This window comes from Caulobacter sp. (genome assembly GCF_017744445.1).
Lineage (GTDB): Bacteria > Pseudomonadota > Alphaproteobacteria > Caulobacterales > Caulobacteraceae > Caulobacter.
On sequence record NZ_JAGIBH010000006.1, the window covers coordinates 115,174 to 135,469 of the forward strand.

A 20,296-nucleotide genomic window follows, 5' to 3' on the forward strand; every position below is an offset into this window, starting at 1 on the left:
TTAGATAATCATCGAAGTGATTCAATGAGCGAGGAGACGAGAATTTTTGCATGCCTGTCGATGCAGGCTAGAAGTGGCCCGGAAACGGGATGGCTCTGTCCTCGAACAGAGTGAACTGAAAGGACGACGACATGGCTTTGCTCGACGCGCTCAAGGCGGACCAACTGGCGGCGCGCAAGCAGAACGACCGCCTGAAGGCCGATGTGCTCACCACCCTGATCGGCGAAGCGACCCAGATCACGACCGAGGAATTCAAGCGCGGCGTGACGGAGGTCTCGGACGAGAAGGTCGTCGCCACCGTCGCGAAGTTCGTGAAGAACACCAAGCTGACGCTGGAAAACCTGGCGACCGAACGCGCCCGCCTGGCCGAAGCCGGCGGCGATGCGTCCAAGGTGGATGAGCGGATCAAGGCGGCTGAAACCGAACTGGCGATCCTGTCCTCGTATGGCCCCAAGCAGATGACGGAAGCCGAGCTGCGCGAGGTCATCAATGACTTCAAGACCAAGAACCCCGACGCCAATGTCGGGGCGATCATGGCTTACCTGAAGACCAGCTTCGGCGGTCAGTATGACGGCAAGTCGGCCAGCGCCTTGGCAAAGGGGTAGGTCGACGCCGCGATGCGGAAAAGACTCTGCCGAAACGGGGAATAGTCCCGAGGCGGGGCGCATGAGACGACCTTGAGGCGGCCAGCCGGCCAATCAGCCCAGGAGCGTCTCATGTCCGACCCCGCCGAAAACCAGCCTGCCGGCTATGTGCCGCCAGAGGTTTGGGCCCCCAAGACCGTCTATGGCGGCGCGTTCGGCGGCCTCAACCAGCCGGTGTCGGGCGCGCGGTTCGAGCGGGCGCTGCCGGTCGGCAGGCATCCGCTGCAGCTCTATTCGCAGGGCACGCCGAACGGCCAGAAGGTGACGATCCTGCTGGAGGAACTGCTGGCGGCGGGCCATGCGGGCGCCGAGTACGACGCCTGGCTGATCGACATCTTCCAGGGCGACCAGTTCGGAAGCGGCTTCGTGGAGATCAATCCGAACTCGAAGATCCCGGCGCTGGTCGATCGCTCGACTGATCCGGCCACGCCCGTGTTCGAGAGCGGGTCGATCCTGGTCTATCTGGCCGAGAAGTTCGGGGCGTTCCTGCCGACCGAGGCGCGGGCGCGGACCCGGACCTTCAACTGGCTGATGTGGCAGATGGGCACGGCGCCGTTCGTGGGCGGCGGGCTGGGCCACTTCTACGCCTATGCGCCGTTCAAGATCGAGTACGCCATCGATCGCTACGCCATGGAGACCAAGCGCCAGCTGCACGTGCTGGACACGCATCTGGCTTCAAACGAATTCCTGGCGGGAGACCAGTACACCATCGCCGACATGGCGGTCTGGCCCTGGCATCCGGGCAGCCTGTACGGGGTCTACAACACCCACGCTTTCCTGGCCGTGGAAGAATATGTCCACCTGCTGCGCTGGTACGAGGCGATCGCCGCTCGGCCCGCCGTGGCGCGGGGGCGGATCGTCAATCGCACCTCGGGCGCGCCGGGATCGTTCCTGCGCGAGCGGCACGACGCCGCCGATTTCGTTCAGATCTCGGCCAGCTGGGCCAGATAGGCGTTCAGCACGTCGCGCTGTAGGACCAGGAAGGCGAACTTGCCCTGGCGGCAGATCTTGATCAGGCCGGCCGTCTCTAGCTCCTTCATGTGGTGCGAGAGGGTGGCGGCGGTCACGGGCACGTGCTGGGCCATCGCGCCGCAAGGAAAGGGTTCGCTGGCCGCGCCGACCTCCTTGAGGATCTGGCGGCGGCGCGGATCGGCCAGGGCCTTGGCGATCAGGTTGACCTGGCGGTCGTCTAGAACAGGGCGCGACGCGTCTTCCATGGCCTTCATATGCGGTGGCGCGCCCGAATTGTCATCCCGGCTCGGCGCGCTGCGCGCTTGGCCGGGATGACAGTTTCTACGGCCTAGTGCTTCAGCATGTGCTTGATATCGCGCATCTGGTCGTGGCCGGACTTCACCGAGGTCCAGGCCTTTTCGATCGCCGCGCGGGTCTGAGGATCGACGTCGGTGTCCTGCAAGGCCTTTTCGTACTTGGCCTTGATGTGGTCCTCGCCGGCCTCGACCTCGCTGACCACGGCTTCGTCGCCCTTGGTCACGGCGTCCTTCAGGTTCAGGAAGGCGCGGTGGGCGGCGGCCAGGATGGTGCCGTCGTCCTTGGGCTGACCGCCCAGGCGGCGGACCTCGTCCTGCAGGTCCGAGGCGACCGTGCGGCGCTCTTGGGCGCGGCGTTCGAACAGGTCCTTGTAGCGCGAGTTGTCGGCGTCCTTGGCGGCCTCGGCATAGCCGTCGGCGCTGTCGATGGTGGTCTCGACCAGGCCGTTGACGAGCTTGATGTGGTCTTCGTTCGTATGCATCGCGGGGCTCCTCGCTAGGGAAGGGGAGCCGGGTCAACGCGGGGCGACCGCGAACGGTTCAGCCAGTCTTGGCCGGCTGTGTCGCGCCGACGTGGTCGATGCCCAGGGTCTCGCAGTGCAGGGCCTGGCGGTGACGTTCGGCGGCGCGGGCCTTCTGGTCGTCCGAGCGCTGATCGTGACAGGCGGGGCAGGAGACGCCTTCGACATACAGCGGCGAGGCCTGGCTCTCGGGCGAGACCGGCATGCGGCAGCCCCGGCACAGGGCGTGGGTTCCCGGCGTCAGGCCATGGCCGACCGCGACGCGCTCATCGAACACGAAGCACTCGCCGCGCCACAGGCTTTCCGGCTCGGGCACCTGTTCCAGGTAGTCGAGGATACCGCCTTGCAGGTGGAAGACTTCGCTGACGCCCTCGGCCTTGAGGAAGGCCGTCGACTTCTCGCAGCGGATGCCGCCGGTGCAGTACATGGCGATCTTCTTGGGCGGCGCCTCCAGCCCCTGGCGCCAGTCGCGGAACCAGGCGGGGAAGTCCGAGAAGCTGGCCGTCTTCGGGTCCAGCGCGCCCTCGAACTGACCGACGGCGACCTCGTAGTCGTTGCGGGTGTCTATCACCACGACCTCGGGATCGCTGATCAGGGCGTTCCAGTCGGCGGGGGCGACATAGGTCCCGGCGTCGGTGGGGTCCAGGTCCGGCTCGCCTAGGGTGACGATCTCTTTCTTGAGGCGCACCTTCATCCGGTAGAACGGCATGCGCTCGGCCCAGGCGGTCTTGGGCGCCAGGCCTTCGCAGCCGGGCAGGGCGCGGATGTGGTCCAGCACCGCCTCGATGGCGGCATCCTCTCCGGCGATGGTGCCGTTGATGCCTTCGCGGGCCAGCAGCAGGGTGCCCTTGACGCCCAGGCCGCAGCACAGGGCGGCCAGCGGGCCCTGGATCGCCGCCGGGTCTTCGAACCGCGTGAAGCGGTACAGCGCGGCGACGCGATAGTTAGGCGAGCCGGACATTGGCATCGTGCTGGATGCGAGCGACCATCGACTTCAGGCCGTTGGAGCGTTGGGAGGACAGCGCGCCCGACAGGCCCAGCTTGTCCATCGCGCCCTTGGCGTCGAAGGCGGCGATGTCGGCGGGCATGCGGCCCGAATAGAGGCGCAGCATGATGGCCACCAGGCCGCTGACGATATGGGCGTCGCTGTCGCCGCGGAACTTCAGGGAGCCGTCGGCCTGCGGTTCGGTGACCAGCCACACCTGGCTGGCGCAGCCGCGCACCTTGTTCTCTTCCGAGCGCTCGGCGTCGGTGAGGGGCTCGAGTTCCTTGCCCAGCTCGATCACGTAGCGATAGCGCTCCTCCCAGTCGCCGAGGAGCTCGAACTCGTCGGCGAGGTCGTTGAGGGCGGTGTCGATTGGGCTGGTCATGAGGCGCCACTTAGGCGGCGCGCCGGTTCAAGGCAAGCGCGGGGCTATGCCGCAGGCAGGATCAGCCGGGCCAGGAAGCCGGCGCCCAGACTGGACGACAGCTTCAGCGAACCGCCCATGGCGCGCGACAGCAGGTCGACGATCGGCAGGCCCAGGCCGACGCCCTCGGCCGTACGGGTCAGGGTCGAGCCGCCCTGTTCGAACGGCTGCAGCAGGCGAGGCAGTTCCGCGCTCTCCACGCCCGGGCCCTGGTCGCGGATGGTGATCTCGACCTCGCGCCCGATCTTGGCGGCGGCGACATGCACGACTCCCCCGGCAGGCGAGTGCGTAACGGCGTTTTGCAAGAGATTGGTGAGCATGGTCCGCAGGCCGCGGCTGTCGGCCAGGACCGCCGGCAGGGATCGCTCGCCGACCAGGTGGACGATCACGTCGCGGCGACGGATTTCCGACCCTAGAGCGTCGATGACATCCTCCATCGCCTCGTCCAGGCTCTCGGGCGTCATCTCGATATCGGTGACGTGACCTTCCAGGCGGGCGATCTCGACGATCTGGTTGACCAGCTTCAGCAGCTTCAGGCCGCTGTCGTGGACGATACCCGCATACTCCTTGTACTGCGGGCTTCCCAGGGGGCCGTAGAGCTCCTGGGAGAGGATCTCGGAGAAGCCGATCACGGCGTTCAGCGGGGTGCGCAGCTCGTGGCTGACCATGCGCAGGAACGACCGCTTGCGGTCGTCGAGGGCCAGGCGTCGACGCTCGATCGCGGCCGCCCGGCGCTCGGCCGGGTCGGTCTCCGCGAACGTGCGGTCCGACAATGCGTCCAGGGACGCCGGTTCTGGCATGGTAGGCTCCCGGACCTTCTGTCCGTGACGACTTGAACTGAGGATTATGCAGCCGGGCGCTTACGAATCCGTTTCCGTCCACAACGAGTCCACGAGGAAAGGTCGCTTAACGATTGTGCGGCCTTGGGAGATCGGCGGCTCCGCGTTAAGGTTTGACGACGGTGATCCTTCCCGCACCGCGCTTGAAGTCGACGGCCTTTGGAATTCGAGACGCTTCCAGACCCGATCAGGCGCCCGGCCGCTCGCGCGGCGGGGTTCGATCCCGCGCATGCGTGGCGCCTGGGATGGCTGGCGGCTATCTGCCTGGCGGCCGCGGCCACCTTGTTCACCGACGAGGGTGGCTGGCCCATCTGGGCGGCGCTGGGCGCTGGCGCGGTTCCGGCTTTCGCCTCCCTGATCTTCACCCGCGAGGACGAGCGCAGCCAGTCGCTTCTGCTGGTGCTGTGGGCCGTAGGCGGCGCCCTGGCGGCGGTGCTGACCGGCGGCGTCTCCGGCGCGATGGCCGCCTGGTGCCTGGCCCCGGTCGCGGCGGCCTCGATCATGAACCAGTCCCGGCGTCTGGCCGAGGGCGCGGCCCTGTCGCTGATCGGCGGCTGCGTGGCGGCGCTCACCCAGCTTTCCGGCCTGGCCCCGCCCGAGCCCAGCGGCCCGCTGAGCTTCGTGCTGGGCTTTCTCGCCCTGGTCACCACGGGCCTGGGCCTGGCCGCCGGCCTGCTGATCGGCCGCCGCCGCCAGGGCGCGCGCGACGATCGCAACGCCAGCGAGATCCTGGCGCTGGAAACCCTGCTGGACGGCCTGCCGCACCTGGCCATCGCCATCAAGGGCCAGGGGCAGGTGACCGCCGTGCGCGGCGCGCCGCCGCCCGGCGTCACCACCGTCGACCTGGTCAATCGCGGCCTGACCGGCGCGGCCGCGCCCGGCGACCGCCAGCGCCTGACCGCCGCCATCGCCGCCGCCCACCGCGAGGGCGTGGCCAGCCTGACCTTCAACCCGGCCCTGGGCGTCGAGCGCATCGTCGCCATCGACCTGGTCCGCGTCTCGCCCAACCAACTGGTCGGCGTGCTGCGCGACGTCACCGCCGAGCGCAACCGCGAGACCGCGCTGGACCAGGCCCGCACCGACGCCGAGGCCCTGGCCGCCGGCCGCGCCCGCTTCCTGGCCAATATGAGCCACGAGCTGCGTACGCCGCTGAACGCCATCATGGGCTTCTCGGACATCATGCGCGGCCGGATGTTCGGCCCCTTGAGCGACCGCTACGGTGAATATGCCGAGCTGATCCACGAGAGCGGCCGTCACCTGCTGGACCTGATCAACGACGTGCTGGACATGTCCAAGATCGAGGCCGAGCGCTTCGAGCTGCAGCGCGGCATCTTCGACGCGCGCGAGGCGGTGCAGGCGGCCATGCGTTTGCTGCGCGTCCAGGCCGACACCGCCAATGTCCAGCTGCGCGGCGTGCTGCCGCCGGGCGAGTTGGAGGTCGACGCCGACCGCCGCGCCTTGAAGCAGATCGTGCTGAACCTGGTCTCCAACGCCCTGAAGTTCACGCCGCGCGGCGGCCAGGTGACGGTCACGGCCCACGGCTATGACGGCGTGCTGGAAATCATCGTCGCCGACACCGGCGTCGGCATTTCTCCCGAGGATCTGGAACGTCTGGGCCGTCCCTACGAGCAGGCCGGCGGTGTCGAGCAGCGCGCCAAGGGCACGGGCCTGGGCCTGTCCCTGGTCCGCGCCTTCGCCAAGCTGCACGGCGGCGAGATGACGATCGAAAGCCGCCTGGGCGCGGGCACCAGCGTGTCGGTGCGCCTGCCGGTGCTGCTGACCCCGCTGCGCACGGCCGCGACCGAGCCGATGGCGGTGGAAGACCTGACCACGCCCGAAGAAGGCCCGCCGGCCCCGCCGACCGCTAACCTCGGCGACAACGTCATCGCCTTCGCGCCGCGCTGAGTGGGCGGAACACGCTCGGATATTCCCGGTTCTGTCTTCCTAGGCCTTGTGCCTAGGACCCATCTGTCCGGTTCGCGTGAAGTGGCAGTGAGCGACCACGCTGCCGATGCGCAGCCGACGGCTCAGAGCCTGGCGTCGCCATGGGTCCTAGGCACAAGGCCTAGGAAGGCAGCTTTGGGGTAGGCGAGAATTCTGCCTCTACCGCAGGAACGCGCGTCCCGCCGCGAAATCCCCGACCTCGACATAGGCCTTGCGGGTGACCTCGTCGCCGCGGCCGGTGAAGGCGAACTCCACCGTCACCGCTTCGCGCGGGTCCAGCTGCGAGATCGCGTCGGCCGCCGCCGTCGGGAAGCGGAAGGCCAGGCCCGTCTTGGCGCCGGTCGGCAGCAGGGTGAGGGGGGCTTCCTCGCGGGTCTCGGCCGTGAACACCAGGCTGGCGTTGCGCGGCGCGACCTTGCTCGCGAGATTGCGGCCGGCGCCGGTAGCGATGTAGGGACCCAGGGTCCGGTTGGTGTCGCGCACGATGATCCGCGCGGCATAGGGGCGTTGGCCGTTGTCGAAGGTGGCCACGGCGGTGACGGCCTTGGCGCGGCCGGCCAGGCCGAACATCAGGCGATCGGCGCCGAAGCTGGACGGTTGCGACAGCCGCCAGACGGGGATGGTCGCCGAGACCGAGCGCTCGGCCTTCCACGACGCGACATCGCCTGGATAAACCTGGCTCAGCATCTGCGAATAGCCTTCGAAGGCTTTCTTCACACGGCTGGCGGCCAGGGTCAGGTCCTTGGAATTGCAGGCCGCGCCGGCGGCCTTGGCGCGGGCCCGGCCCTCCAGGGCGGTAACCTGCTGCTCGCTGGCGCCCGAACGCAGGGTCGCGCCGCGCGCCTGGGCGCGGGAGGCGTCGAGGGCCGCGGAGATGGTGGGCGTGAACAGCCGGCAGCGGCCGTCAGCCGCTGTCATCAGCGTGCGTTCGTAGAGCTGGTCGGCGGCGTTGGCGGCAAGCAGCGCGCTGGGGATGGCCGAGGCGGCCAGCCCAATCGACACCCCGATCCATCGCGCCCCGCGACCTTTCTGGTGCGTCATAGGCGGTAGTTCTCGTATGCTTCGAGACTTAGAGGGCGACCTATAGGGGCGCTGTAGTTGCGGTTCGGTTAGCGGATGCTTCTTTCGACGGATATCTGGGTAGGCGCGCTGATCCGCCGCGCGGAGTTGGGCGGGGCCTTCGCCATGGTGGCCCGCAAGGGCGACCAGCGGGCGGGGGCGGTGCTGGTCAAGGTGGTCGACCGCCGGGCCGGGACCGCGCGGCTCTACAGCGAGGCCACGCGCGGCGACGGCGAACGGTTCTGGATGCAGCCGGTGCGTTCAGAGTTCGAACCCGACCTCGACGCCTATGCCGAACGCGCGGCCCGCATCGATCCGGACGTCTGGGTGATCGAGATCGAGGACCGGGACGGCCGCCACTTCCTGACCGAACCGGTCGAGGCCTGAAAGCAGCGGGATTCGAATCTCTTAGGTGGAGCGTCTGTGGAGAACTCGACTTAGGCGCGGCGTTAACCCTGCTCCTAAACCGGACCTAAAGCGTGTTTGAGGCATTTTGAGCGGGCCTCCAAAACGCTCTCCCCAGTGCTCGCCATGCTTTTCCTGATGAACGACGTGATCCTGAGTTTCGACGCGGCCGAACTGACGCCGCCGATGACCCGCGACCGTTTTGCGGCGCTGTCGCTGAACTATGTCGGGGAACTGGGCAAGGAACTGTTCGCCGAAGAGCCGCTGCTGCAGCACAAGGATCGTGAACGCGCCGAGCGCCTGGCGGCCCTTATCGTGGCCAAGGGACCGGATGTGAATGCGGCTTTGTTCATCGCGCCGGGACGTGGCTGCCGCAAGGAGGACGTTCAGGTGCGTTACGCGCAGCTGAGCCTGGAAGTCATGGCCGCACTGCTTCAGCGCCAGAATTCCGGCGCGCTCACCAATGTCGAAGCCGACCGTCAGGTCTGGCGGCGCCTGGCCGCCTAGCGACCTAGAAACGGATCAGCGTAAACAGCCAGCTCAGGGTCACGGCCAGGACGACCAGTCCGGCAATGGTGATCCCGAAGCACAGCGCGCTGCCGGCCGGATGCTGCCGGCCTTGGCGGTGAGGATGGTCAAGCAGGGCCATCGTTCGATTTCCTCCAGTCGCCCGACGATCTGACGCCGTCGGTGCAGGATGAGGGAAGCATGACTCCAAACCCATTTTTCGAATAGGGGCTTTTTGTCGCTTCCCTAGGCGAAACGGACAGGGAGTGGGCGGGGTTGCGCCCAAGGTTTCGGCGAACGCCGTTCCAAGCCTTCATCAAGCCGACATCGCTCAGTCGCCTGGGCGACAAAACTCGCCGTTACCCCGCGCTGAAATTCTAACAGTGCAGGTTCACGATGAAGCTTCTGTCCACCGTCGCCTGGGGCGTGCTCGCCCTGGCTCTTTCCAGTCAAGCCCAGGCCCAGCAGGTCGCCGCCGCCGACACGGCCTCGGCCGAGGTCGACACCATCGTCGTCACCGGCACGCGCCGCGTCGACCGCACGGCCTTCGAGTCGGCCGCGCCGGTGGACGTCGTCAGCCAGGAAGCCCTGCGCAACACGATCTCGGACGAGATCATGGACAAGCTGGCGGCGACCACGCCGTCGTTCAACGTCCAGCGCCTGCCGGCCGCCGACGGCCAGGCCTTCGTGCGTCCCGCCACCCTGCGCGGCCTGTCGCCCGACCAGACCCTGGTGCTGGTCAACGGCAAGCGCCGTCACCGCTCGGCGGTCCTGGGCGGCCGCGGTCAGCAGGGCGTGGACCTGGCTTCGCTGGGGACCAGCGGCATCGACCACATCGAAGTGCTGCGTGACGGCGCCTCGGCCCAGTATGGTTCGGACGCCATCGCCGGGGTGATCAACGTGATCCTCAGCGACAAGACCGGCTTCGACGGCCACGCTCAGTACGGCCGTTACTATGCCGGTGACGGCGACAAGACCGAGGTCGGCGGGCGTTATGGCGTCGCGATCGGCAGCGGCGGCTCGCTGGTCGGCGCACTGGACTACACCAAGGCCGAAGCCACCTCGCGTACGCGCCAGCGCCCCGACGCCATCGCCTTCCAGGCCGCCAATCCGACGATCAACGTCAAGAACCCGGTCCAGCGCTGGGGCCAGCCCGACCGTGAAGTCTGGCGCGCCTCGCTGAACCTGACCCTGCCGGTCAGCGACACGGTCGAGGCCTACGCCTTCGGCACGTTCAGCGACATGCATGGCGAGACCGACTTCAACTGGCGCAACCCGTCGAACGACACCTCGTACCGCACAAGCCCGGCCTTCCCGGGCTGGTCGCTGAACCAGCTGTATCCGGGCGGCTTCTCGCCGGTGTTCGGCCAGGACGAGACCAACGCCTCGCTGGCCGGCGGCCTGCGCGGCGACGCCATGGGCTGGTCGTGGGACGCCTCGATCAACTGGGGCCGCGACGATGTCGACTACTTCCTGAACAACAGCATCAACGCCTCGTTTGGTCCGCAGTCGCCGACCAGCTTCGACGCCGGCACGCTGATCCAGAAGGAGCAGACCCTGAACCTGGACGCCTCGCGTCCGCTGGCGTGGCCGTTCCTGGCCAAGCCGGCCAACCTGGCCGTGGGTCTGGAAGCCCGCAAGGAGACCTACGAGATCCGGGCGGGCGACCGCTATTCGTGGGACGTGGGCCCCGGCGCGCCGGCCGGCCTGCCCAGCGGCTCGAACGGCTTCCCGGGCTACGCCCCCAGCCAGGCCGGGTCGTGGGACCAGACCAGCTACGCCGGCTATGTCGATCTCGATTTGCCGATCACCGACAAATTCGGCGCCGACATCGCCATCCGCCACGAGGACTTCTCGGAGTTCGGCCAGACGACCGACGGCAAGATCGCCGCGCGCTATGAGTTCACCCCGAACTTCGCCATCCGCGGCGCGGTCTCGACCGGCTTCCGCGCCCCGACCGCCGGCCAGATCAACAACACCCGCACCTCGCAAGGCCTGAACACCACCACCTTGCTTCTGTTCACCTCGGGCCGCCTGTCGCCGATCAACCCGATCTCGCAGGCCCTGGGCGGCAAGCCGCTGGAGCCGGAAGAGTCCAAGAACCTGTCGCTGGGCTTCGTCTTCCGTCAGGGCGGCTTCACGGCCTCGGTCGACTACTACCGCATCGACGTCGACAACCGCTTCGCCGTGTCGCCGAACTTCACGGTGACGCCGGCGCTGCGGGCCCAGCTGATCGCGGCCGGCGTGCCCGGCGCCGACAGCCTGACGACCGTCAGCTACTTCACCAACTCGTTCGACACCCGCACCCAGGGCGTGGACGTCGTCGGCTCGTGGCGCGGCGAGCTGCTGGGCGGCAAGGCCGGCGTGACGGCGGCCTGGAACTGGAACGACACCAAGGTCACGCGCTCGAAGCTGGCCGAGGTCTCGAACCTGTCGCGTATCAACCTCGAGAACGGCCTGCCGCAGAACGCCGCCAATGTGACGTTCGACTACGCGCGCGGTCGCTTCAGCGGCATGATCCGCACCCGCTGGTCGGGCGAGTGGACCGACGCCCAGGCCAACGGGACGGCCGACCTGATCCAGAACTTCGCCGGCAAGGCCCTGGTCGACCTGTCGGTCAGCGCCGAGCTGAGCGACCAGATCAAGCTGACGGTTGGCGCCGAGAACCTGTTCGACACCTATCCGGACGAGGCGACCTTCCAGGCCTCGCGCGGCCTGATCTACTCGCGCAACGCGCCGTACGACACCGATGGCGGCCTCTGGTACGCCCGGATCTCGGCGAAGTTCTAGGCCTGTTTTCGAGGCGCGGCTTCGGTCGCGCCTCGAACCCCCTTGCACCCGCGCCTCGAGCCCGCCTAGCCTCTATCGCAGATTGCGGGATGAGGGGTACGCGCATGATAGGGCGCAAGAGGGTGGCGACCATCGTCGGCGTGTTGGCGGCGACCGCGCTGGCGGGCAATGCTTGGGCGCTAGAGGCCAAGGGCCGCTGGACCCGCGCCGAGAGCCCGCACTTCACCGTCTATGGCGACGTCACCCCGACCCAGCTGAAAGAGTATGTCGTCAAGCTTGAGCGCTATGATGGGCTGCTGCGGTACCTGCACGGCATGCCGTTGGAAGGCGACGCGGTGCGCAAGCTGCCGATCTATCTGGTGGTCTCCAAGACGGGGTTCGAGACCGTGATTCCGGGGACGGGCGAGGGCGTGGCGGGCTTCTACGTGCCCAGCCCCAACGACGTCTTCGCCGTGGCCTGGCGGCAAAAGGACAGCGACCACGTCATCCAGCATGAATACGTGCACCACTTCATGCTGCGCTATTTCCCCTACGGCTATCCGGCCTGGTTGACCGAGGGCTATGCCGAGTACTTCGGCAGCGCGGTGATGGACGACGCCAAGATCCAGGTCGGCCGCAACGCCATGCGTGGCGGCGACCTGCGAAATGGGCCGTGGGTCTCGATGGAGAAGCTGCTCAGCAAGCGGCCGTTCGAACTGTCGGGCACGGATCCCTTCATGTTCTACGCCCAGGCGTGGCTGCTGACCCACTACTTCATGAGTGATCCGGCGCGTTACCAGCAGCTGCAGGCCTATATGAAGGCAGTCGGCGGCGGGGCCGATCCGATCAAGGCCATGACCGACGTCACCGGCATGTCGCTCGGCAAGCTGCAGATCGAGCTGCGCGGCTACATGATGGGCGCGCTGAAGTTCACCGACTACACCGTCAGCAACTTCCCGACGCCCGAGATCAAGATGTCGCCGATGCCGCCGGCGGCCGACGACGTGCTGCTGGTCAGCCAGGGCCTGCGCCGCGCTGGCCTGTTCGGCGCCGACGAGGAAGTCGACGAGGACGCCCCAGGCGCGACGGCCAAGCGGATCGCCGAGTACAAGGAAGAGATGAGGGCCTGGGGGCAGGGGCTGCTGACCCAGGCCCGGCGCGGAGCCGAGCGTTATCCGGAGGCCCCGTTGGCCCGCCTGACCCTCGCGCGGGCCGAGCTGACCTATGGCGATCGCGAGCAGGGCCTGAAGCTGGTCGACGCCTATACGGTCGAGCATCCCGACGATCCCGAAGGCTTCGAACTGGCGGGCCTGGGGCGCATGGCCATCGGCGATCGTGAGCCGGCCCGCCGCGAGGCGCTGTACAAGGAGGCGGGCCTGAAGATGGGCCAGGCCTTCAAGCTGGATCCCGACCGCTTCCAGACGCTGTACGGCTACGCCCTCAGCCGCAAGCTGGATCCGAAATATCCCAGCGACAACGTCTTGAACGTCCTGGATCGGGCCCATGAGCTGGCGCCGCAGGTGCCCGACATCACGATCACCGAGGCGCAGGCCCTGATCGCGCGCGGCCAGAACGGCGAGGCCGCCGCGCTGCTCAAGCCCGTGGCCAACAACCCGCACGGCGGCAAGACGGCCAAGCAGGCCAAGGCGCTGTTGCAGAAGATCGGCAGCGAAGCGCCGTCCAGCGAGGCCAATCCCAAGGACTCCGGCCAATGATCCGCAAGCTGGCCGCCGCGCTGCTGGGCCTGGCGTTGCTGGCGCCCGTCACGGCCAAGGCCGAGTGGCGACGGGCCGAGACCGAGCACTTCGTGGTCTATGGCCGCAGCGAGAAGGCCGTGCGCCAGTACGCCTCGATGCTGGAGGACTTCGACTCCGTCCTGCGCCGCCTGCACAAGCAGCCTCCGGAAGACGCGCCGCCGATCAAGCTGCCGGTCTATCTGGTCTCGGACCTGGGGCAACTGCGTCGTGTCCTGCCCTGGGCGCGCGAGGGCATGCAAGGCGTCTATATCCCGGCGACGACCGAGGTGTTCACCATCGCCATCCGCGATGGCGTGTCCGGCGACAACGACCAGAACCGTGGCGACGACACGGTGATGCACGAGTACGTGCACCACTTCATGCTGCGCTACTATCCCAGCGCCTATCCGGCCTGGCTGGTCGAGGGTTATGCCGAATACTACATGACCACCGACCTGGGCTGGAACCGCTTCGTCGTGGGTGGTTACAACAAGGGGCGGGCCTACAGCCTGGTCGCGCCGGGCTCCAGCTGGGTCTCGATGGCCGACCTGCTGACCAAGCGTCCCAGCGAGTTCGGCAAGTGGGAGACCAACAGCTACTACGCCCAGGCCTGGCTGCTGACCCACTACATCCTGTCGGATCCCGAGCGCCGCAAGAAGCTGAGCCCGTATCTGGAAGCCGTGCGCACGGGCCAGAAGCCGACGGAGGCCTGGCAGAAGATCTTCGGCCAGGACATGGACGACCTGCGCAACGCGCTGAAATCATATCTGGACCGTCCGTTGCCGGCCGGGGCGCTGCCACGCATCACGCCGGCCGAAGCCCAGATGACCGTGACCAGCCTGCCGGCTTCGGCCGACGCCCTGCTGCTGGACTATCAGCGGCTGAAGCTGGGCGTGGGCAAGACCGAGCAGGCCGCCGTGCTGCAGTCGATCCGCACGGCCGCCGCCCGCTATCCGGCCGATCGCTTCGCCCGGCTGGTGCGCGCCCAGGCCGAGACCCAGTTCGGCGATCGCGCGGCGGGCGAGGCGATCCTCAACGCGCTGCTGGCCGCCGATCCCAAGGACAAGGACGCCCTGGTCGTACTGGGCGAAAGCCGCCTGTCCGTCGCCGATGCGGACAAGGATCATCGCAAGGAAATCCTGGGCGAAGCCGGCAAGCTGTTCGCCCGGGCCTTCAAGGTCGAGCCCGACGATCCGCGCGTGCTGCACGGCTATGCCGAGGCCAGGCAGCTGGAGCCGCTGACCGACAACATGGTCAATATCCGCGTGCGCGCCATGACCCTGGCGCCCCAGGTCGGCCATCTGCGCCTGGACGCCGGCCGGGCGCTGGCCGAGTTCAAGGAATACGACACCGCCCGCACCGTGCTGACGCCCCTGGCCGGCAGCCCGCACGGCGGTCCGGAAGTCGAGGCTGCCCAGGCGATGCTGAAGGCGCTTCCCGAAGAGAAGTCGGTCGCCAAGGCGACCGGTGGCCCGGAAGACAAACCCGCGACCGACAAGAAGGGCTGAGTATGCGTAACCCGATCTCCCGACGGACGTTCGCGCTGGGCGCGGTCGTGGCGCCGCTGGCCGTCTCGGGCCTGGCCCGCGCCCAGGCGGCCAGCGACTGGCTGCACACCAGCACGCCGTCGTTCTCGCTGTATGGCTGGACCAGCGAGAAGACCCTGGTCCAGATGGCCAAGGATCTGGAGAGCTTCGCCGGCTTGCTACGCAGCCTGCACAGCGTGGACGCCTCGGCCGGCGAGCGGCCACTGCCGATCTACATCGTGCCGCGCCAGACCGACCTGAAGCGCGTGCAGCCGGGGATCACCAATGTCGCCGGTTTCTACAACGCCTCGGTCGGGGACATCTTCGCCATCATCAGCCTGGAGGGCGACACCGAGCGCGGTCGCCAGGTGCTGTTCCACGAATACACCCACCACTTCATGAAGCAGCATGCGCCGGCTGCCTACGCTTCATGGCTGGTCGAGGGTTATGCGGAGTATTTCTCCACCGCGCTGTTCAAACCGGACGTTGTCGAGCTGGGGCGCACCAGCCCGCGCATCGCCTGGCTGCGGGGAACGGTCTGGACGCCGTTCGACCAGATTCTGGGCCGGCGGGCGCTGACGGGCGACCGGCGCGACATCGCCGCCTTCTACGCCCAGTCCTGGCTGCTGACGCACTACATGATGTCGGATCCCACGCGTCTGGCTCGCCTGACCCAGTACGCCACCGCGGTGGCCGCTGGCGGCGATCCGGTGGCCCTGATGCCCGAGGCGGCCGGTGTCCCGATGCGGGACCTGGAGCGCGTGCTCAAGCAGTACATGCTGGCCCTGCCAGGGAGGCGTCTGCCGCGCCCTTCGTCGTCAGCGCAGCAACTGGCGGTCACCCGCCTGCCGGCCTCGGCGGACGACCTGCTGCTGGAGAACCAGCGCCTGAAGATGGGCGTGCCGTCGGCCGAGCGTCCCGCCCTGCTGGCCATGATCCGCGAGCGCGCCGCCCGCTACCCCGGCGATCGCCTGGCCGAGATGACGCTGGCCCGCGTCGAGAACGACTATGGCGACCGCGCGAAGGCGCAAGGCCTGCTCAAGCATCGGATCGTGGTCGACCCGCGCGATGTTGAGGCGCTGCAGACCCTGGGCTGGTCCTGCATGCTGCAGGCTCGCAGCGACCCGGCTAATGCCGCGGCTTTGCTGAGGGAGGCCCGCGAATGGTTCGGCAAGGGCTTCGCCGTCGATCCTGACAATGCGCTGCTGCTCTACGATTACGGCATCAGCCGACGCGGCGACGCCAACTATCCCAATGACAACACCGTCAACGTGCTGCTGAAGGCTCAGGCTCTGGCCCCGCAGGTCGCCCAGTTCCGCATCATGGCCGCCGACGCTCTGGTGCGCCGCGACCGCTTCGACGAGGCCGCCGCGATGGTCGAGCCGGTGTTCAACGACCCGCACGCCGGCCCACAGGCGGCCGAGGCCAGGCGGCGGTTCCAGGAGGCTATCGCACGGCGAAAGCCGGCCGCGACATCCGAGGAAGGTGACAAGTAGGCTCCGGAGCGGTAACCCCGCGCCATGAGCAAGTCCCCCGCCGCTGAAGCCGCCCGTCGGCGCACCTTCGCCATCATCAGCCACCCCGACGCTGGCAAGACGACGCTGACGGAAAACCTGCTGCTGGCCGGCGGGGCGATCCGGGCCGCCGGCGCCGTGCGCGCGCGCGGCCAGACGCGCCGCACCCAGTCGGACTGGATGAAGATCGAACGCGAACGCGGGATCTCGGTCTCGGCCTCGGTGATGACGTTCGACCACGACGGCCTGATGTTCAACCTGCTGGACACCCCGGGCCACGAAGACTTCTCGGAAGACACCTACCGCACCCTGACGGCCGCCGACGCGGCGATCATGGTGCTGGACGCCGCCAAGGGCATCGAGCCCCAGACCCTGAAGCTGTTCGAGGTGTGCCGCCTGCGCGACATCCCGATCATCACCTTCATCAACAAGATGGACCGCGAGGCCCAGGACCCGTTCGAGCTGCTTGACGAGGTCTCGTCCAAGCTGGCCCTGGACCCGGCGCCGCTGTACTGGCCTGCCGGTTCGGGCGGCCGCTTCAAGGGCATGCTGGACCTGCGCAACGACAAGTTCATCCCCTACGCCAAGAAGAGCTCGACCGACGAGGAGGGGCACCCCGACCCCATCGCCTTCAAGGGCAATGCTGTGGTCCAGTACCTGGACCCCGAGGAGAAGGCCGAGCTGGAAGACAACGCCATGCTGGTCACCGAGGCCGGCAAGCCGTTCGACGTCCAGAGCTTCCTGGAAGGCCACATGACGCCGGTGTTCTTCGGCTCGGCCTTGCGCCATTTCGGTGTCTCGGAGCTGCTGGGCGGCATCGGCGCCTATGCCCCGCCGCCGCATCCGGCGAAGGTCAACAAGGCCGGCGTCGACACCCATGTCGCTCCGGGTGACAACGAGGTCTCGGGCTTCGTGTTCAAGGTCCAGGCGAACATGGACCCCAATCACCGCGACCGGATCGCCTTCCTGCGCCTGACCAGCGGCCGCTTCACGCGCGGCATGAAGCTGAAGGCCCAGAACACCGGCAAGGCGATGAGCGTCAACGCGCCGATCATGTTCTTCGCCAGCGACCGCGAACTGGCCGAGGACGCCTTCGCCGGCGACGTGATCGGCATCCCCAACCACGGCGTGCTGCGGGTGGGCGACAGCCTGTCGGAGACCGGCGCCCTGCGCTTTGCCGGCCTGCCCAACTTCGCCCCGGAAATCCTGCGCCGCGTGCGCGTGAAGGACCCGCTGAAGGCCAAGCACCTAAAAAAGGCGCTGGAAGGCCTGGCCGAGGAGGGCGTGACCCAGCTGTTCCGCCCGATGATCGGCAGCGACTTCATCGTCGGCGCCGTCGGCCAACTGCAGTTCGAGGTCATGGCCGACCGCCTGGCCAACGAGTACCAGCTGGAGTGCATCTTCGAGGCCAGCCCCTATGCCGAAGCCCGCTGGCTGTCGGGCGACCGGGCTGACGTCGAGGACTTCATCAACAAGCACAAGTCGGCCATGGGCCAGGACATCGACGAGCAGCCGGTGTTCCTGGGCAAGTCGGCCTGGGAAATCGGCTACGTCGCCGAACGCTATCCGAAGGTGCGCTTCGAGCGGACCAAGGAACGCGCCTAGCGGCCTCTCCGACTGTCGTCAGGGCCGTCCGCGATCGCCTGCAGGCGCTGGTAGACGGCCTTGATCTCCGGATCGGTCGTGTTGATGGCATAGGCCTTGGCCGCCGCGCGGCGGGCCTCGATCAGGTCGGGCGGCGCGCCGCCCTTGCGCTCGAAGCGGTCGATCCACGACGCGGCCTCGACCGTGGCCAGCATGGCGATCTCGGTCTGGGACGCGACCGACTTCGACGCCCAGAAGTCGCGCGCCGTCTCGATCGCCCGGTTCGGGTGGCCGGCATGGCGCTGGAACCAGGCCAGGTGCAGAGCGATGTCCGACCACGGCGCGCCCATGCTGTTGGCCAGCTGCCGCCATGATTGGGCCAGCTGGGCGCCCTGGCGGTAGAGTTCGTTTCTCTTGAGGGCTCTCACCCACGGCCCACGTAGCGCTCGCTCGGGCAGCTTGCCCTCGCGCCGGGCCATCTCGGCGGCGTGGACGGCTTCCAGATCCTCGACCGAGGCGAAGGGGCGAGGGTATTCCTCGCCCAGCTCGGTCTTCATTTGTTGATGCAGCTTCTCCTGCGGCGACACGCAGGCCCGGACCGCGGCCACGGCGGGATGGTCGACCGGCGCGACCAACAGGCAATCGACGAGGCGAGCAAACGGGATGCGGACGCGACCGCAGACGATCGCCTGGCGCTCCAGGTCGACCGCCGTGATCGCCAGCGGCTCGTCGCACTCGCCGTCATCCAGCGCGCAGCCGACCAGCAGGCCAGGCTCGGCCCCATCAGTGCGCAGCCAGCGCTGCAGCAGGCGGCCGTCGATCTCGGTTTCAGTCACTGGGTCAGGCGTCCTCGACGTCGCGCGGCAGGTGTTCGAGGCTGCGCAGATAACGACCGTCGGGGTCTTCGTCGACGGCGATCTTGAGGGCGCTGTAGGCGCGACCCAGAGGCAGCTTCAGCAGCATGCCGCGCAGTTCGTCTTCGCGGCTCAGCGCCAGCACGCTTTCGAACAGCTGGATAAAAAGGCGGACATGGTGGTGAAGCGGCACGCTGTCCTTGGCCTTCAGGCAGTCTTTGATCCGCCTTCCCCGTCCAAACAGGCGCGTGAAGGCGGTGCGGTCGCCGGACGCGAAGAGGCTTTCCCAATAGTCGAGCCGTCCCTGCTCGCCGTTCGCTCGGGTCTGCACGACCAGCCGCGCGGTCAGGGCGATGGTCCGCGAGAGATTCTCTAGATCTCCGCGCGCTAGCGAGAAGGCGGTCAGCAGTTCCTGGCTGCGGGTCTGCCGCGCCTGGATGTTCATGCTGGCGGCGATGAAGGCCAAGGCCCCCGCGCTAGCCACCGCGCCGAGGAACTCGGCCAGATGTTCGGCCATCCAGTCCCCGGGAGACGACCTCGATTTCCAGACGATAAAGACCAGGGAGATCACAGCGATCCCGAGCGTGGTCCAACGCCACCGCTTTGAAAGCTCACCCATACGCGCACCATACTCTTGGGGTGGAGCTGAACAGCTTATGCATCCCAGGATGTTGGTCCATGCACGGACTCGTGAGTGTCTCGGCGAGCCGCTATACCGGCGCGATACTCGCTCGGGATTCTCTGCATGACCGTCCCCCTCGCTATCGGCCTCGTGGCCCACGACGACAAGAAGGCCGCGTTGGTCGCGTGGGCGATCGCGCACGAGGACTTCCTGAAGGACAAGGCGCTGTTCGCCACCGGCACCACCGGCGGGCGGATCCTGGAGGCGTTGCCGCATCTCAACCTGGTGCGATTGAAGAGCGGCCCGTTGGGTGGCGACCAGCAGCTGGGCGCGATGATCGCCGAGGGGCGGCTGGACGTGCTGATCTTCTTCGTCGACCCGCTGTCGCCACAGCCGCACGATGTCGACGTCAAGGCGCTGATCCGCCTGGCGACGCTGGCCGACATCCCGTTCGCCTGCAATCCGGCCACGGCGGACCTGATCGTCGGCTGTCGAGAAGAAGCCTAGCCCGGGAACTTCATCAGGTTCGGCTTGGGGATGGCGGCCTTGAAGCTGCCGCGCGACTTGGCGGTGTCCAGGCCGAACTCCGCCCAGGCGTTGAGGAACCCTGTCGCCGTGTCGGCGGCCGAGGCGGGGACCAGTTCCAGAACGGGACGCTTGGCGACGGCGGCGCGAGCGGCGGCCCAGGCGTCGGGCTCGGCCGTGGCATAGGCGCCGTCCGAGGCTACCAACTGGCCGGCCAGGTCCATGTCCAGGAACCGTAGCGTCACCGCTGTATCCGCGGGCAGGTCAGAGAGGCCGTCCAGCGCCTCGGCCAGGGCCGCCAGGCTCATGCTGGCGGCGGTGGTTCGGCGCTCGCCGCCAGCCGCGCCCTTGATCGCCACCGCGCCGGTCTCGCCGTCGATCCTACGCACCCAGGCCCAGCCGCCATAGCCCGGATCGGTACGGCAGAGGCTGGAAATCCAGACGGTGACGGCGGCCATGGCGGGGCTCCGGAATCGGTGACGATCCGCGCTTTCTAGACCGTTTCGCGACGCGGAGGGGAGGGCGTCCGTGAACGAAAGGTAAACTCGGGCTTAAAACTTAGGGTTAACG

21 protein-coding genes are annotated in these 20,296 nt (G+C 67.8%); 11 read left to right on the plus strand and 10 right to left on the minus strand.

All coding sequences use genetic code 11. The annotated features are described in order from the left end of the window. Positions 1 to 131: 131 nt before the first annotated feature. Together J7528_RS10510 and yghU are read left to right on the plus strand one after the other, a co-directional pair. Positions 132 to 605, plus strand: a complete 474-nt coding sequence (locus tag J7528_RS10510) for a GatB/YqeY domain-containing protein (protein ID WP_291873766.1) — start codon at positions 132 to 134, stop codon at positions 603 to 605. A 111-nt stretch (positions 606 to 716) separates the two neighbouring features. Continuing rightward, positions 717 to 1,595, plus strand: coding sequence for a glutathione-dependent disulfide-bond oxidoreductase (gene yghU, locus J7528_RS10515; protein ID WP_291873769.1), 879 nt, complete (start codon positions 717 to 719; stop codon positions 1,593 to 1,595). On the opposite strand, the gene J7528_RS10520 is transcribed toward yghU, so the two are convergent. From J7528_RS10520 to J7528_RS10540, 5 genes are all read right to left on the minus strand, one after another. Further along, positions 1,568 to 1,870, minus strand: a complete 303-nt coding sequence (locus tag J7528_RS10520) for a helix-turn-helix domain-containing protein (protein ID WP_291873772.1) — start codon at positions 1,868 to 1,870, stop codon at positions 1,568 to 1,570. The two genes, yghU and J7528_RS10520, sit on opposite strands and share 28 nt — an antisense overlap. A gap of 74 nt (positions 1,871 to 1,944) precedes the next feature. Beyond that, positions 1,945 to 2,394, minus strand: a complete 450-nt coding sequence (locus J7528_RS10525) for a PA2169 family four-helix-bundle protein (protein ID WP_291873774.1) — start codon at positions 2,392 to 2,394, stop codon at positions 1,945 to 1,947. A 58-nt stretch (positions 2,395 to 2,452) separates the two neighbouring features. After that, on the minus strand, positions 2,453 to 3,394 hold the full coding sequence (locus tag J7528_RS10530) for a rhodanese-related sulfurtransferase (RefSeq protein ID WP_291873777.1): 942 nt from the start codon (positions 3,392 to 3,394) through the stop codon (positions 2,453 to 2,455). Next, positions 3,378 to 3,803, minus strand: a complete 426-nt coding sequence (locus J7528_RS10535) for a SufE family protein (RefSeq protein WP_291873779.1) — start codon at positions 3,801 to 3,803, stop codon at positions 3,378 to 3,380. The genes J7528_RS10530 and J7528_RS10535 overlap by 17 nt, the downstream gene beginning before the upstream one ends. 44 nt (positions 3,804 to 3,847) lie before the next feature. Next, positions 3,848 to 4,642, minus strand: a complete 795-nt coding sequence (locus J7528_RS10540) for a HAMP domain-containing sensor histidine kinase (RefSeq protein WP_291873781.1) — start codon at positions 4,640 to 4,642, stop codon at positions 3,848 to 3,850. A 198-nt stretch (positions 4,643 to 4,840) separates the two neighbouring features. On the opposite strand from J7528_RS10540, the gene J7528_RS10545 reads away from it, so the two are divergent. Continuing rightward, entirely contained in the window at positions 4,841 to 6,586 is a 1,746-nt protein-coding gene (locus tag J7528_RS10545; protein WP_291873784.1) for a HAMP domain-containing sensor histidine kinase, read from the plus strand. A gap of 198 nt (positions 6,587 to 6,784) precedes the next feature. On the opposite strand, the gene J7528_RS10550 is transcribed toward J7528_RS10545, so the two are convergent. After that, a complete protein-coding gene (locus tag J7528_RS10550) occupies positions 6,785 to 7,666 on the minus strand; it encodes a hypothetical protein (RefSeq protein WP_291873787.1) in 882 nt (293 codons plus the stop codon). Positions 7,667 to 7,741: 75 nt separating this feature from the next. Between J7528_RS10550 and J7528_RS10555 the strand changes: the two genes are divergently transcribed. Further along, the gene (locus J7528_RS10555) at positions 7,742 to 8,071 is read left to right on the plus strand and encodes a DUF1491 family protein (protein ID WP_291873789.1); all 330 of its coding nucleotides are present in this window, start codon (positions 7,742 to 7,744) and stop codon (positions 8,069 to 8,071) included. 144 nt (positions 8,072 to 8,215) lie between these two features. Beyond that, complete coding sequence (locus tag J7528_RS10560; RefSeq protein ID WP_291874413.1) at positions 8,216 to 8,596, plus strand: hypothetical protein; 381 nt, start codon at positions 8,216 to 8,218, stop codon at positions 8,594 to 8,596. A gap of 4 nt (positions 8,597 to 8,600) precedes the next feature. Here J7528_RS10560 and J7528_RS10565 read toward each other — a convergent pair whose 3' ends face one another. After that, the gene (locus J7528_RS10565; RefSeq protein ID WP_291873791.1) at positions 8,601 to 8,738 is read right to left on the minus strand and encodes a hypothetical protein; all 138 of its coding nucleotides are present in this window, start codon (positions 8,736 to 8,738) and stop codon (positions 8,601 to 8,603) included. A 254-nt stretch (positions 8,739 to 8,992) separates the two neighbouring features. Here J7528_RS10565 and J7528_RS10570 point away from each other — a divergent pair, with 254 nt between their 5' ends. The 5 genes from J7528_RS10570 to J7528_RS10590 all read left to right on the plus strand — a co-directional run bounded on the left by J7528_RS10570 (position 8,993) and on the right by J7528_RS10590 (position 17,746). Continuing rightward, positions 8,993 to 11,386 (plus strand): TonB-dependent receptor, encoded by a 2,394-nt coding sequence (locus J7528_RS10570; protein WP_291873794.1) that lies wholly within the window; start codon positions 8,993 to 8,995, stop codon positions 11,384 to 11,386. A 104-nt stretch (positions 11,387 to 11,490) separates the two neighbouring features. Next, positions 11,491 to 13,080, plus strand: coding sequence for a hypothetical protein (locus tag J7528_RS10575; RefSeq protein ID WP_291873795.1), 1,590 nt, complete (start codon positions 11,491 to 11,493; stop codon positions 13,078 to 13,080). Beyond that, positions 13,077 to 14,609: a DUF1570 domain-containing protein gene (locus J7528_RS10580; protein ID WP_291873797.1), complete on the plus strand. Its 1,533-nt coding sequence runs from the start codon at positions 13,077 to 13,079 to the stop codon at positions 14,607 to 14,609. Before J7528_RS10575 ends, J7528_RS10580 begins: the two co-directional genes overlap by 4 nt. A 2-nt stretch (positions 14,610 to 14,611) precedes the next feature. Further along, complete coding sequence (locus J7528_RS10585; protein ID WP_291873798.1) at positions 14,612 to 16,123, plus strand: hypothetical protein; 1,512 nt, start codon at positions 14,612 to 14,614, stop codon at positions 16,121 to 16,123. A 24-nt stretch (positions 16,124 to 16,147) separates the two neighbouring features. Continuing rightward, positions 16,148 to 17,746, plus strand: a complete 1,599-nt coding sequence (locus J7528_RS10590; RefSeq protein WP_291873799.1) for a peptide chain release factor 3 — start codon at positions 16,148 to 16,150, stop codon at positions 17,744 to 17,746. Here the strand turns inward: J7528_RS10590 and J7528_RS10595 are convergent. Together J7528_RS10595 and J7528_RS10600 are read right to left on the minus strand one after the other, a co-directional pair. Next, positions 17,743 to 18,561, minus strand: coding sequence for a hypothetical protein (locus tag J7528_RS10595; protein ID WP_291873800.1), 819 nt, complete (start codon positions 18,559 to 18,561; stop codon positions 17,743 to 17,745). The genes J7528_RS10590 and J7528_RS10595 overlap by 4 nt on opposite strands. Positions 18,562 to 18,565: 4 nt before the next feature. Beyond that, entirely contained in the window at positions 18,566 to 19,096 is a 531-nt protein-coding gene (locus tag J7528_RS10600; RefSeq protein WP_291873802.1) for a hypothetical protein, read from the minus strand. Positions 19,097 to 19,324: 228 nt separating this feature from the next. Here J7528_RS10600 and J7528_RS10605 point away from each other — a divergent pair, with 228 nt between their 5' ends. Then, on the plus strand, positions 19,325 to 19,708 hold the full coding sequence (locus J7528_RS10605; protein WP_291873803.1) for a methylglyoxal synthase: 384 nt from the start codon (positions 19,325 to 19,327) through the stop codon (positions 19,706 to 19,708). Here J7528_RS10605 and J7528_RS10610 read toward each other — a convergent pair. Beyond that, positions 19,705 to 20,184 (minus strand): ribonuclease H, encoded by a 480-nt coding sequence (locus J7528_RS10610; RefSeq protein ID WP_291873804.1) that lies wholly within the window; start codon positions 20,182 to 20,184, stop codon positions 19,705 to 19,707. The two genes, J7528_RS10605 and J7528_RS10610, sit on opposite strands and share 4 nt — an antisense overlap. Positions 20,185 to 20,296: the final 112 nt, after the last annotated feature.